The sequence below is a fragment of the Aequorivita marina genome (assembly GCF_031631895.2).
GTDB lineage: Bacteria > Bacteroidota > Bacteroidia > Flavobacteriales > Flavobacteriaceae > Aequorivita > Aequorivita marina.
In genome coordinates this window covers 80,137-94,363 of the sequence record NZ_JAVMBW020000010.1, presented here as the reverse complement: position 1 = coordinate 94,363, position 14,227 = coordinate 80,137, and the positions used below count along the sequence as shown (strand labels likewise).

Annotated in this window: 10 protein-coding genes; 5 read left to right on the top strand and 5 right to left on the bottom strand. The window is 38.3% G+C overall.

Annotated elements, in window-relative coordinates:
* Nucleotides 1–567: 567 nt before the first annotated feature.
* Nucleotides 568–2,235 carry a T9SS type A sorting domain-containing protein gene (locus QPK98_RS11545; RefSeq protein WP_310993536.1) on the bottom strand — a complete coding sequence of 556 codons (1,668 nt, stop codon included), beginning with the start codon at nt 2,233–2,235 and terminating at the stop codon, nt 568–570.
* A 439-nt stretch (nt 2,236–2,674) separates the two neighbouring features.
* On the opposite strand from QPK98_RS11545, the gene QPK98_RS11540 reads away from it, so the two are divergent.
* The 3 genes from QPK98_RS11540 to recQ all read left to right on the top strand — a co-directional run bounded on the left by QPK98_RS11540 (nt 2,675) and on the right by recQ (nt 5,653).
* Complete coding sequence (locus QPK98_RS11540) at nt 2,675–3,007, top strand: single-stranded DNA-binding protein (RefSeq protein ID WP_310993538.1); 333 nt, start codon at nt 2,675–2,677, stop codon at nt 3,005–3,007.
* Nucleotides 3,008–3,076: 69 nt separating this feature from the next.
* Nucleotides 3,077–3,220 (top strand): GIY-YIG nuclease family protein, encoded by a 144-nt coding sequence (locus tag QPK98_RS15675; protein ID WP_353963172.1) that lies wholly within the window; start codon nt 3,077–3,079, stop codon nt 3,218–3,220.
* 345 nt (nt 3,221–3,565) lie between these two features.
* Nucleotides 3,566–5,653, top strand: a complete 2,088-nt coding sequence (gene recQ, locus QPK98_RS11535) for a DNA helicase RecQ (RefSeq protein ID WP_310993535.1) — start codon at nt 3,566–3,568, stop codon at nt 5,651–5,653.
* A gap of 32 nt (nt 5,654–5,685) precedes the next feature.
* On the opposite strand, the gene QPK98_RS11530 is transcribed toward recQ, so the two are convergent.
* The 4 genes from QPK98_RS11530 to metG all read right to left on the bottom strand — a co-directional run bounded on the left by QPK98_RS11530 (nt 5,686) and on the right by metG (nt 12,394).
* On the bottom strand, nt 5,686–6,591 hold the full coding sequence (locus QPK98_RS11530) for a histone deacetylase family protein (protein WP_310993537.1): 906 nt from the start codon (nt 6,589–6,591) through the stop codon (nt 5,686–5,688).
* 155 nt (nt 6,592–6,746) lie between these two features.
* On the bottom strand, nt 6,747–8,900 hold the full coding sequence (locus QPK98_RS11525) for a Tex family protein (protein WP_310993533.1): 2,154 nt from the start codon (nt 8,898–8,900) through the stop codon (nt 6,747–6,749).
* 547 nt (nt 8,901–9,447) lie between these two features.
* Nucleotides 9,448–9,900: an IS200/IS605 family transposase gene (gene tnpA, locus QPK98_RS11520; RefSeq protein ID WP_310993532.1), complete on the bottom strand. Its 453-nt coding sequence runs from the start codon at nt 9,898–9,900 to the stop codon at nt 9,448–9,450.
* Between the two features lie 364 nt (nt 9,901–10,264).
* The gene (metG, locus tag QPK98_RS11515) at nt 10,265–12,394 is read right to left on the bottom strand and encodes a methionine--tRNA ligase (RefSeq protein WP_310993530.1); all 2,130 of its coding nucleotides are present in this window, start codon (nt 12,392–12,394) and stop codon (nt 10,265–10,267) included.
* Nucleotides 12,395–12,479: 85 nt separating this feature from the next.
* Between metG and QPK98_RS11510 the strand changes: the two genes are divergently transcribed.
* Nucleotides 12,480–13,547 carry a S66 peptidase family protein gene (locus QPK98_RS11510; RefSeq protein WP_310993529.1) on the top strand — a complete coding sequence of 356 codons (1,068 nt, stop codon included), beginning with the start codon at nt 12,480–12,482 and terminating at the stop codon, nt 13,545–13,547.
* A 172-nt stretch (nt 13,548–13,719) separates the two neighbouring features.
* Nucleotides 13,720–14,214: a lipocalin family protein gene (locus QPK98_RS11505; protein ID WP_310993528.1), complete on the top strand. Its 495-nt coding sequence runs from the start codon at nt 13,720–13,722 to the stop codon at nt 14,212–14,214.
* Nucleotides 14,215–14,227 lie beyond the last annotated feature (13 nt).

Here is a 14,227-nt window from a genome sequence, read left to right as displayed (position 1 = left end):
ATTTAAAGGCGAGTTCCTAAAATTTAGGGGACGAACAAAAAATTTAGAGAAAATTTCGTAAGCCTAGATTTTTTTGGTTCGTTTTTTCATCAATGGAAAAAATGAACAGGTTAAATATTTAGGACAGGATTGGTTTTATATGAATTATAAGTGAAATATTATATTTCTCAAAAACAAATGCCTACAATCAAATGTGAATAAAAGCAAGTGAGTGACAAGCAATATAATCTGAAGGAAAATGTAAGCTTAACTTATATAATAATACGTTATTCGCGCTCACAAAAAAGCCATTCTCAAATGAGAATGGCTTTCATTTTTTATTAGTCGTGTCCGACTAAGATATAAGACCGCTGCGCTGAAAGACATAAGACGTAAGACTTGCTTTTTAATAGATTGAAAACTAGATAAAATTGATTAAACATACTTTTTAATTGATAAATTTTGATGCTAAGTATAATAGCATGCTGTCATTAAATAAAAAATATTCTAATTGCCTATTATCTGTGACTCAACAAATTCTCTCACTCTTTTAATCGGACACTAATGGTTTTTTATAAAAAAAACAGATTACATTTTAATAATCTTCTGAGTCTGCACTTGCCCGGCAACAGTTGTCTTTAAAATATAAGTTCCAACTGGAAGACTTGCCAAACTGATTTCGGTAGTATTCTTGTCTATTTTTCCAGCCAGTACTTCTTGTCCCAAGAGATTGAACAAGGAAATAGATTCAATATTCCCATTGGTTTCTAAGTATAGCACATCGCGGGTAGGGTTTGGATAAACGCTAAACTGTGCAAGCTCGTTATCCTCTACACCCAGAACAGGACTACAGTCTCCACTCCAGATATAAAGCCCATCAAGACCAGAATCATACTCTCCCCAGCCACCATCGTCTTGAGCCATCGGATTTCCAACCGTATTCCCGTAACTGCCAGCCCAATATACATCGGTGTTTTGCGAACTCGTAGCACTCAACTCTATCCAGTAGGTCGTTCCGCTGTTCTCATCTCCCGTAAACTCAAATGGGTCTACGGTCATTTTCACCTCATAAACATTATGATTTGAACCATGAGCTGCGCCAATGGCATCAATCGCATCAATGGTAACCGAATTCTCAGAACCGACTACAGCACCTGGCAGTCCATTATTATCGTCATAATACGTTACATCTACCTCAGTAATAGGCCATTCCGACATCAATATGGCGGTAATATTTTTAAGTGTGAAACTCTCATTTGCAGCAAGCGTTAAATCGTTGGCGGATGAATAACTTGATGTTGAAGTAATATTCAAACCAATTTCAAACAACCAATCGTAGGGTGGATTCATTTCCACACAGCTATTTCCGCCTAAGTCGGCCGCTCCATAAATCTGTACGGGAAGCCCTTGTGGATCATCATTTAGGCCATCCACTAATGCTTGCCAGGTACCAGCTGAATTTTGAATTGCATTTCCGGTTATCGTCTCTCCTATAACCGCAATTGGTGGTACCCAAGGACCAGAACTACCAGAACCTTCAAAAGTATATTCAACCCAATATGTTCCGGTTGATAAGGAAAGGCCACTAGTGTTTGCTGTTACTTTTTGTATTTTTCTATCTGTATTTCCTTGATCACTTTCCAAAACTCTGTACACTTCTGTATCTTCAACATCTTCTAGAATATTGGTGGTCAAATCGCCCCATACAACTGTACCGCTTGCACTAGGATCTCCATCCCAAATTTGCATATAGACTGCTGTAATAGATGGTGGCGTAGAACCAGTTTGATAGGCATAAACATCTATTGAATTAATATCAAAATCCATAGGAAGTGTAAAATCCTCTGCAACGCTATTATCAGAACCCTTTTGGGCACCTGAGCCAAACGTTGACATATCTTCGCTCAGGTCTTCCAATATACTCAAATCTGGTCCATCATTAATATACGGACCACTAGTATAAATAAGGTTTTCGCCAAAGCCTTCGGTGCCTTCGGGTTTGGCTGCTGGGCCATAAGATCCATAAGAAGAAATTCGTAAATCCTGAAAATCAAGAGAGACTTGAGACCTCTTAACGCCATGTGCTGTTTCGCGTACTGGTGCCGTAGTAGTTTTAAAATAAGCAGCAGGTAGTTTCACGGTCTGCTGCGAACCGTTAGTTTTAGAAGAACCTGCTTCTCCAATTTTTTTCTGTGCGTTTATTACCCCCAAAGAGCTAATAAAACACAAGGTAATAAGTAAAGTAAACTTTTTCATAATTTCAGTTTTTGTGACTTTAAATTTGTAATTAGGTGCAAATTAGAAAAAGCACTTCCTGCATTCAAGACCAGTTTAGCAACAACAAGGTTTAAATGAGCATTCCGTTCAATTCATTTAGTATTAAACTGAACTAGCTTCTAAAAAGAGGTAGAAATCAATCTAAAATATACTTTCTTTTTAGGCGAATGTAAAAAATGAATAAAAAGTTAAGTTTTTAAAAATAACTCACAAAGCGCTATACACCAGCAATGTAAGGCTATTATCCATTTGTAAACGCTTACAAACGTTTACAAACAACTATAAACGAAAGTAAATGATTACCAACCGATTAGAACTTGCACGCTGTTATATGTTTGTGGTGTCGAATAACATGAACTTCGATAGTATTAATTGTTTAACCCGTTCCGCAGTACGGAACAATAAAAATTTAGAAATCATGAACGCACTTAGAAACAAAGTACAGCTGATTGGAAGATTAGGTCAAGAACCAGAAATCATCACTTTCAAAGACGGAAACAAAATCGCCAAATTCTCAATGGCAACAGACGACAGTTACAAAGACAAAGACGGCAACAAAGTAGAACGCGCCTACTGGCATAATGTAGTAGTAAAAGGCGGGCTTGTAAAGGTTGTGGAAGAGTATGTAACCAAGGGCCAGGAAATTGCCATAGAAGGCAAGTTAACGAATCGCTCATGGGATGACAAAGAGGGCAACAAACGTTATATAACCGAAGTGTTTTGTAATGAATTGTTGATGTTGAGTAAATAGTACTTCGGTACAATTTAAAAATAGGCGCCTTGTGGCGCCTATTTTTAAATCACTCAACAGCCTTAGGTTGTGGCAAATTCATACACATATATTTTGTTATGTTGTGACAGTAGTTATTATGTAGGTAGCACTAAAGATGTTGGTAGACGCTTTTGGCAGCAGGCTAATACTAAAAGTGATGAATTTACTTCTGAAAGATTACCTCTAAAATAAATTGATGTAGAAATTGTTACGAGAATTGATTACGCTTTCATTAGAGAACATCAACTAAAAAAAATTATCCCATAAAAAAAGAAGCATTAATTAATGACGAAATAAAAGAGTTGGAAGTACTTTCAAAAAAGAAGTTTTTATACTGTCGGTACTTCAATACAATCCCGATTAAAATACTTTATAAATTCTTTTCAGGATTACTCAGCAATCTTAATCTTGTAGTTCAATTAAAGTGCAAAACCCAAGTCCCCTGAATGATTCCGACAAATTGCTTTAAAGGCAATTTATTGGAATTGTAAGGAAGGAGCGAAATCAATGCGAAAAATTAGCCTTAATTTTACCCTCATGAATTCAACAACAGAAACCCACCAAACCAATATAAAGTCCCTCCTCAAAACGCACTTCGGTTACGAGACATTTCTTTCTAATCAGGAAGCAATTATAAACAACGTATTGGCTCAAAAAGACACCATAGCCATAATGCCTACTGGCGGCGGGAAATCATTGTGTTTTCAGTTGCCAGCTTTGGCACTTAGGGGTACCGCAATTGTAATTTCACCACTAATTGCGTTGATGAAAGACCAAGTAGATGCCTTAAAAGCCAATGGAGTTTCTGCTTCTTATTACAATAGCTCGCAACTTCATGAGGTACAACAAGAGGTATTGCGAAACTTACAAAACAGAAAGCTAGATTTGCTATACGTTGCGCCCGAAAGTTTACCGCAGTTAAACGCCATTCTACAATCTACGCCCATAAGTCTTTTTGCCGTTGATGAAGCCCATTGCATTTCCAGCTGGGGTCACGATTTTCGTCCTGCATACACGCAGTTAAAAAGTTTAAAGACCCAATTTCCCAAGGTTCCTTTAATTGCCTTAACCGCAACGGCAGATCGCCCTACCCGTGAAGATATTGCCACCCAACTTGCAATACCAAACGCCAAAACATTTATCGCTTCGTTTGATAGGCCTAATCTGTTTTTAGATGTTAAGCCGGGACAAAATAGAAATAAGCAAATCTTAAATTTTCTTGCAAAGCGTGGGAAACAAAGCGGTATTATTTATTGCTTAAGCCGACGTAGCACCGAAAATCTTGCCCAAAAACTCAATAAAGCCGGCTATAAAGCCCAAGCCTATCACGCGGGTCTTAGCGCTGAAGAGCGTTCAAAAATTCAAGAAAGTTTTATCAACGACGACGTGCCCATCATTGTTGCAACTATAGCCTTTGGAATGGGTATTGACAAAAGCAACGTCCGCTGGGTTATTCATTATAATATGCCTAAAAACATTGAAGGCTATTATCAGGAAATAGGACGAAGCGGTCGTGACGGTTTAACAGCACATACTTTGTTATTCTATAGTTATGCCGATGTAATGCAACTTAGAAAGTTTGCTGAAGGCACCGCAACAGAAAAATTTCAATTAGCAAAACTGGAGCGAATGCAACAATTTGCTGAAGCTTTAAGCTGCCGACGAAAAGTCTTGCTAGGATATTTTGGAGAACACATTACCGAAGATTGTAACAATTGCGACATCTGCAAAGCACCGCCTAAATATTTTGACGGCACCCTAATCGCACAAAAAGTATGCTCTGCAGTAACTAGACTAAAAGAACAAGAAGCACTGGGGATGGTTTTAGATGTGCTTCGCGGTTCTGAAAACGCCCAAGTTTACGAAAAAGGCTATCAAAACATTAAAACCTTCGGTGCAGCAAAAGATATTTCGTGGCGCGATTTGCAACAATATGTTATCCAACTTTTAAACCAAGGCGTATTGCAAATATATTTCCATGAAAAAGGGAGGTTGTTGCTCACGCCACTAGCAAAAAAAGTTTTATTTGAAGGTGAAAAAGTGCGATTAGCAAACACAATTAAAGAAACTGCAAAAGTAAAAACGGAGAAGACCCCTAGAAAAAGAGCCGATCTTTTTGAAAAATTAAGAATGTTGCGTTCAAAATTGGCAAAAGACATAGATATGCCTGCTTATATAGTGTTTAACGATGCAACTCTTGAAGATATGGAGCTTAAAAAGCCGAGAACTCTTGAAGAATTTGCTCAAGTTTCAGGAGTTGGTGAAGCAAAACTGGAAAAATACGCCAATGATTTCCTTAAAGTCATCAACCGGCATTTTGACAATCTAGAAAGCCAGCTTCCAACCCACGAACGCAGTTATAAATTGTTTAGAGAAGAAGGACTCTCACCCAATCAAATTGCTAAAAAACGCGGACTTTCAATAGATTCTATCTATGGGCATTTCATCAAGATGCACCAATCTGGCGAGCCTTTAGATTTTTCAGCATTTATATCTTCAAAAGAAATTGAAAAAATAAAAACAGCAAAAAAACGACTCGAAAATCCCGATTCGCTAAAAACATATTTTGAATATTTTGAGGAGCAAATGCCCTACTGGAAGATAAAATTAGGACTCTACCTATAATATTAAAAGCACTTCATTATTCGTATCATTTTTTAGAAATATATCTCTTTTGCCAATCTAAAAGTATTTGCATGCGCCCCAATAATAGTTTTTATCTCTGGAGAATAACCACCGCCCATACTAACGGCAACGGGAATTTCTAAATCTTTGCACATTTGCAACACAAAACGATCGCGTTCTTTACAAGCTTCTACGGAGCAATTTAATCTTCCTAATTTATCTGTTTCTAAAATATCTACACCGCTTAAATAGAAGATAAAATCTGGTTGCTGTTCATCCATTAACTGCGGCAAGGTTCTTTTTAATATTGACAGATAAACGGCATCGCCACTACCATCAGGAATTGCAAGATCTAAATCACTTTTTTCCTTTTTAAAAGGATAATTCCCTGCGCCGTGCATTGAAAAGGTAAAAACAGAATCATTATTCTGAAAAATTTTAGCAGTGCCATTTCCTTGATGCACATCTAAATCTACAATTAAAATTTTGTGAATTTCGGCATGGTTTTGCAATAAATACGTAGCTGCAATTGCTTGATCATTAAGCATACAAAAACCTTCACCGCTATCTGAATAGGCATGGTGCGTACCACCAGCAATATTCATTGCAATTCCATTTTCCAAGGCAAATTTACAGGCCTCTATTGTTCCTTGGGCAATACGAAGTCCCCTTTCAACAAACTTGGCTGAAAGTGGAAAACCAATTTTTCGTGCAGCACGTTTATCAATGGTCAAATTCAGCAAACTGTCAAAATACGCTTTAGTATGCACCGCCAGGACAACTTCGTTACTGGGCAATCCTGGGTTAAAAAAATTTTCATCGCTACAAGTTCCCTCATAGAGCAATTGTTGCTTCAAAAGCGAATATTTCTCCATCGGGAAACGATGCTTTTTCGGCAATGGATAGTTGTAAGTGTAGTGGTAAGCAATTTTCAGCACGATGGTAATTTGTAATAAAAAGTCAGCAAATATCACTTTTTTCGTTGACAACGTATCTATAATAGTAGCTTCTTCTCAGTTGCAAAGAAAACAGACCGGCCGCAATTGGACGATAGCAGTGACCCCCAAACAACTTATAATACAGTCTTAAAACTTTAGCCCTTATGGAGCTTTAACTGGATGCGTTTTCTGGGCACATCTACATCAAGAACTTTTACAATAATCTGCTGGTGTAAATGTACGTGTTCACTAACATCAGAAACATAGTCATCGGTAAGATTTGAAACGTGAATCAGTCCGCTTTCCTTTATTCCCACATCTACAAAAGCGCCAAAATTAGTGATGTTATTTACTATTCCGGGTAGCAATTGACCTTCCTGTAAATCCTTGATAGTTTTTATGTTTTGGTTGAAAGTGAAAACTTTAGCCTCCTCTCGAATGTCTAATCCTGGTTTTTCCAATTCTTTAATAATATCCTTTAAGGTGGGGAGTCCTACATTTTCAGTGGTGTATTTTTCTAACTTTATTTTCTGAAGAAGTTCCTTATTCCCAATTAAATCTGAAACTTTTACACCTTCATCCGTTGCCATTTTTGAAACTATAGAATAACTTTCAGGATGCACGGAAGAATCGTCCAATGGATTTTTACCATTTTTTATACGAAGAAATCCGGCCGCTTGTTCAAAAGCCTTTTCTCCCAATCGGGAAACCTTCATAATTTCTTTACGGGAAGTAAAAACACCATTTTCCTCGCGATGTTTTACTACGTTTTCAGCAAGTTTAGACCCAATTCCCGAAACATAACTCAGCAACGGCACACTAGCAGTATTGATGTTTACCCCAACCGAATTTACACAAAGAGCAACGGTAGTATCCAAAGATTTTTTCAGCTTCGTCTGATCTACATCGTGTTGATATTGGCCCACACCAATAGATTTAGCATCAATTTTTACAAGTTCCGCCAACGGATCCTGCAATCTTCTACCAATGGAAACTGCACCACGAACGGTAACATCGTAATTTGGAAACTCATCTCGTGCAATTTTTGAAGCCGAATAAATAGAAGCACCTGCCTCGCTCACCACAAAAACCTGAATTGGATTCTTAAAGTGAATTCGTTTTATAAACTGTTCCGTTTCTCTCGAAGCGGTTCCATTTCCTATTGCAATCGCCTCAATTTTATGAGCATCGGCAAGGGAACTTATCTTTTTCATCGCAGCTTTAGCATCGCTTTTTGGCGGATGCGGATATATGGTTTCATTGTGTTCCAAACCACCCTGCGCATCAAGGCACACCACTTTGCAACCGGTTCTAAATCCAGGGTCAATGGCCAGTACTCGCTTTTCTCCCAAAGGTGAACCCAATAAAAGTTGTTTTAAATTTTTTGTAAAAACATTAATCGCCGTATCATCGGCTTTTTCTTTGGCAAGGGAGAGCGCTTCATTTGAAAGTGCCGGAAACAACAGGCGTTTGTAGCTATCTTCAATTGCAAGCTTAATTTGCTTTGAAGCAGCATCGTTCGATTTTATAATACGGTCCTCAATTTTATAGATTGCTTTTTCATCGCCTTCCAGATAGCTATCGAGGTCGATTTTATTCCGAATAAATCCTTCGGAAGTAGCGCGTAGAATGGCCAATAATCTGTGTGAAGGAATTCGGTTTAAGGCTTCATTCCAGTCAAAGTAATCACGGAATTTCTGAGCTTTTTCATCATCTTCAAACTTCTTTACAACTTTTGTTGAAATCACGGCATATCGTTTCAATTGCTTCCGAAGCATATTCCGAATGTCCATGCGCTCGTTTATCCATTCGGCAATAATATGGCGTGCGCCTTCCAAAGCTTCCTCTTCAGACGTTATTTCACCTTTCACATATTTTGAAGCAAGTGCAGCAATATCAGAATTCGAAATACTTCGGGTTTGGCCCATTATAATTTTTGCCAAAGGTTCCAAACCATTTTCCCGAGCCGTATCTGCTTTAGTTTTCCGCTTCTTTTTATAAGGCAAATACAAATCTTCCAAAGCGATTAAATCTGTTGCTCCTTTTATTTTCTTTTGAAGTTCAGCAGTCAAAACTTCCTGTTCTTCCAAAGTTTTCAGAATAGAAATTTTTCGTTTTTCTAATGCTTCAAACTGTTCTTTAAACTTTACGATATCGCCAATTTGAACCTCATCCAAATTGCCAGTTAGTTCTTTCCGATAACGTGAAATAAAGGGAATAGTAGCATCTTCATTTAAAAGCTTAACTGTGTTTTCAACGCTATTTTTTGGAAGTTGGGTTTGGGATGTTATAAAGTTTATAAGAGTCACGGGAATTGTTGTTATATGGGTTTTGGGCAAAAATAGGTATTATACAATCCAGATTATACTCAAGGAGGAATTCTTCTTTATAATAATTACCATCAGCACTCCATAGAGATACTACGCCCTTTCAGGGCTTTTAGAGACTTGGTAGTACCCTTTCTGACTCTTTGACGATGGGCTTCGCCACATCGTTACAGTATTCCACCCTTTCAGGGTTTTGGGTGTAGTGTTAATCTTCCTTATGATGGACGATAGATTAATAGGCGATGGCTTAGACGCATCGTTAGGACATGCCGCCCCTTCAGGGCTGAGTATAATGGATAACTTTCATTAAAGAGCTATAGAGCCAACAATCGTTAGAGTATACGCCCTTTCAGGGCTGGGTATAATGGATAGCCTTCATTATAGACAGCCCTGAAGGGGCGCTATATCATAAACAAAGGGTGCAGCCCTTTGATTAACACCCACAGGATTCAAGCCCTGAAAGGGCGTTATAATTAACTCCAGACTTTAACTTTTAGCTTAGCAGACTATGCGGCCTATCAACCAAAAACTAATCCCATACATATCGTTCATCATAATCCATTTTATACTTTTTTAAAAATGCCCGGAATTCATTCTGAAAAGTTCTTTTTCTATGATGCTCGTGCTGATTTGCGATATAAGCAATTACAATATCAACCTGGGAAGGGTTTACCGAAAAAGCACCATAGCCATTCTGCCAATAAAAATTTTTATAACCCGCCCCCTTTGTTTTTATCCATTTTGAAGAGTGTGATTTCACAACTTCTACCAGTTTCATAAGAGCTATCTTTTGGGAGAGCTTACAAAGAATGTGAACATGATCTACATAACCGCCAACTTTTATAACCTGTGAATCATGATTATTGCATATTCCTCCAAGATAGCTATGTAGCTCTTTCTCTACCGGAGGGAGTATCAAAGCTTGACGATACTTCGTGCTGAATACGATGTGGATGTAATTTTTTACCAGTGACTGTCCCATATTATAGAAAGAGTTTGTTATACACCTCTAATATACGGATTAATCTTTTCTTATGCGTACCGATAGGCTTCGCCACATCGTTAGGACATGCCGCCCCTTCAGGGCTGGGTATAATGGATAGCCTTCATTATAGACAGCCCTGAAGGGGCGCTATATCATAAACAAAGGGTGCAGCCCTTTGATTAACACCCACAGGATTCAAGCCCTGAAAGGGCGTTATACTTATCCTATTGGTCTAAGATTAAAAAGATTTAGAACTAAAATACACCTCAAGACTTTATGCAGAATCATAGTACATTTCTGTTATCATCTATCGCAGATATCTGAAAAGAAAACAGGCTTAGCACTTTATAAGCAAGAGGCCTTAATTAATAGTCGCCCCATTATCAACCCCATCTTCACCAGGATTCACAAAAACAAGTTTCCCTTCGGCATTTTCTGTCATTAAAATCATACCTTGACTTTCCACGCCACGGAGTTTTCTTGGTGCAAGATTTACTAAAACTGTTACTTTTTTACCAATAATCTCTTCCGCTGTAAAACTCTGTGCAATTCCAGAAACAATGATGCGAACATCAATGCCTGTATCAACTTTTAAAACCATCAACTTATCAGTTTTTGGCATTTTTTCGGCTTCAATGATGGTTCCTACTCGCATATCGAGTTTCATAAAATCATCAAATTGTATGGTTTCCTTCTGCGAGGCTATTTCAGCCGAAGCAGTCTGCCCCTCTTTTTGTGGGATATCATTCGAGACACTCTCCTTCGTATTATCCATTTTCGTTTTTTGTAATTTTTCTAATTGTTTTTCAATCTGTTCATCTTCAATTTTGCTGAAAAGCAGTTCGGCTTTGTTTACGTTGTGACCTGGTTTTAGTAGTTCTGATTCTGAAGAAACGTTTTTCCAGGTAAGTGCTTCGACAAGCTCAGCATGTCCAAGCATCTTTTTTAGCTTTTGGCTCGTAAACGGCAAAAAAGGTTCGCTTAAAACCGATAAAGCTGATGCAATCTGTAATGCAACATACATTACAGTTTTTGTGCGTTCTTCATCAGTTTTAATGGTTTTCCAAGGCTCTTCGTCTGCAAGATATTTATTTCCGAGACGGGCCAAGTTTATCATTTCTGCCTGTGCCTCACGAAAACGGTAGCGTTCCAACGAACTTGCAATTACCGCGGGATAGGCTTTTAACTCCTTTAGCGTTTGCTCATCAACTTCTGAAAAAGCTGAAGGTTCTGGAACAATTCCATCATAATATTTATCGGTCAAAACCATCACACGGTTTATTAAATTTCCAAAGATCGCTACTAATTCATTATTGTTTCGCGCTTGGAAATCTGCCCATGTAAAGTCATTATCTTTTGTTTCGGGAGCGTTGGCAGTTAAAACATATCGCAACACGTCCTGCTGATTTGGAAAATCGTCCAAATATTCGTGCAACCAAACAGCCCAATTTTTACTAGTCGAGATTTTATCGCCTTCAAGGTTTAAAAACTCATTTGCAGGAACATTATCAGGAAGAATGTAACTTCCCTCCGCTTTTAGCATTGCTGGGAAAATGATACAGTGAAAAACAATGTTATCTTTCCCAATAAAATGAAGCATCTTGGTTTTATCATCTTTCCAATAATCTTCCCAATTTTTACTTTCTCTTTCCGCCCATTCTTTAGTTGCAGAAATGTAGCCAATTGGCGCATCAAACCACACATAAAGCACTTTTCCGTCGGCTCCTTTAACAGGTACTTTTATTCCCCAATCCAAGTCTCGGGTAACTGCTCGCGGACGTAAACCATCGTCAATCCAACTTTTACACTGGCCGTACACATTGCTTTTCCAATCTTTTTTATGATCAACGAGAATCCACTGTTTTAGGAAATCCTCATATTCATTTAAAGGTAAAAACCAGTGTTTTGTTTCCTTCAGAATAGGTACGTTTCCAGAAATAGCACTTTTTGGATTAATCAATTCCGTAGCACTTAAACTAGAGCCACATTTTTCGCATTGGTCGCCATAAGCCTCTTCATTTCCACACTTCGGACAAGTTCCAGTAATGTAACGGTCTGCGAGAAACTGGTTGGCTTCTTCATCATATAATTGCTCGGTAACTTCTTCAATAAACTTTCCGTCCTCGTATAATTTCTTAAAGAATTCTGAAGCGGTTTTATGATGAATTTCAGCAGAGGTCCGAGAGTAGTTATCAAAAGAAATTCCGAATTCCGCAAAGCTATTTTTGATGATTCCGTGGTATTTATCCACCACTTGCTGCGGTGTAATACCTTCCTTTTTAGCTTTTATAGTAATTGGAACGCCGTGTTCATCACTCCCACAAATAAAGGCAACATCTTTATTTTGAAGTCTTTGGAAACGTGCATAAATATCGGCTGGCACGTAAACGCCAGCTAAATGGCCAATGTGAACGGGACCGTTCGTATATGGTAATGCGGCGGTAATCGTGTACCTTTCCGCCGTAGCGGAGCTGTTTTGGTTTTGATCCATAATTTTTATTTGAGACCCGCCAAAATGAGACAGGCAGGTGCAAAAGTACATATAAATGTAGTAATTTGTAGGCTTAATACAAGCTATGATAACACCTACTTCACTTAAAAAAGGCGATACCGTTGCGATAGTTTCCACCGCTAGAAAAGTTTTAAAAAATCCGTCTGCCGAGGCTGAAGAATTGAAACCTGCTCTTCAACTATTAGAAAAATGGGGACTAAAAACAGTATTGGGAAAAACCATTGGTGCTGCGGAAAATCAATTTGCCGGGAGCGATGATTTGCGTGCAGCAGATTTTCAGCAAATGATGGACAATCCAAAAATAAAAGCTATTTGGTGCGCTCGCGGTGGCTACGGAACCGTACGGATTATTGATAAGTTGGACTTTTCAGCATTTAAGAAAAATCCAAAATGGATCATTGGTTATAGCGATGTTACGGTTTTACATTCGCATATTCATACTTTAGGAGTGGAAACCTTGCACGCGCAAATGTGTTTGGATATTGAGAATAAAACTCCCGAAACCACTGAATCGCTTCGGAAGGTTTTGTTTGGAGAGGAATATTCAATTTTTTCTGAAGTAAAGACCTACAAGGAGGCCAACGGCAACATACTTCGACAAACTCAGCATAACGCCCTGCAGGAAGACAATCAATCATTCAAGAAGTCCGCCGCGGCGGAAGCACACTTTCAAGAATCGCAAGAAGACGTCGCACAAAAATTTAATCGACTAGGTATGGGCAAAGGCGAATTAGTTGGCGGAAACCTTTCTGTGTTGTATTCGCTCTGCGGAAGTAATTCAGCAGTAAATACCGATGGGAAGATTCTATTTATTGAAGATTTAGACGAATACCTATATCACATTGACAGAATGATGATGAATTTAAAGCGAAACGGAATGTTTAAAAACCTTGCAGGTCTTGTTGTTGGCGGAATGACCAAGATGAACGACAACACCATTTCCTTTGGGTTTGCGAAAGACAATCCCTTCGGAAAAACGGCAGTTGAGATTATTACGGAAACAGTATCAGAATACGATTATCCGGTTGTCTTTAATTTTCCTGTTGGGCATATCACCGATAACCGTGCCTTGATTATGGGCAGAAAGGTTACCTTGAAAGTAAATAAAAACGAAACAAATCTTGTGTTTTAAGGCGGCAATGTCAATGCCTTTCATTTGTTTTATAAACACCGTTTACTCATTAAAAAGAGTCATTTAACTATAAAAACCTGCCGTTTACTCAAAAACCACTGTTTCTATTTCTTGTTTCCGTAACTTTAAGCTGTTCAAAACCATAGGTATTTTATTAATAAGTGTTCAAAATATGAAAAGTCCGAAATTGAAGATGGTAGTTTTATTGTTGCTGGTTTACACATTCACTTCTAGTTGTATAACGCTTCAGCAGCCGCTTCCTGGCAGTCTTTGGGGAAACTGGGCATTTGTACAAACGGGTACCATCATCAATGGCTCTAACGAACGTCTTGTAAATTATAGAAATGTGTGCCATAAAGAGGGAGATCGCCTGCACTTTTCATCAGATAATAAAATGTCTTTGCGATGGTATGATGAGAGCTGTATGATACATCATTATTCCGTTGGGCGTTATCACGTAGTGGGCAATACTATAAAAATTGATCTGGCAGATAGTAGGCAATATCAGGATAGTCCATTTCCGCCAATACAGGAGTTTAGGATCATTCGTATTAATGAAACTACTTTAAAGCTTGAGGAAATAGCAAGTGAATCTAGACGTGAAAGACATCAAGGAAAACCCTCAGGACCCGAAGTTTTAGTCTTTGTTTTTATGAAGCTCGACTGATTAATGGTAAATT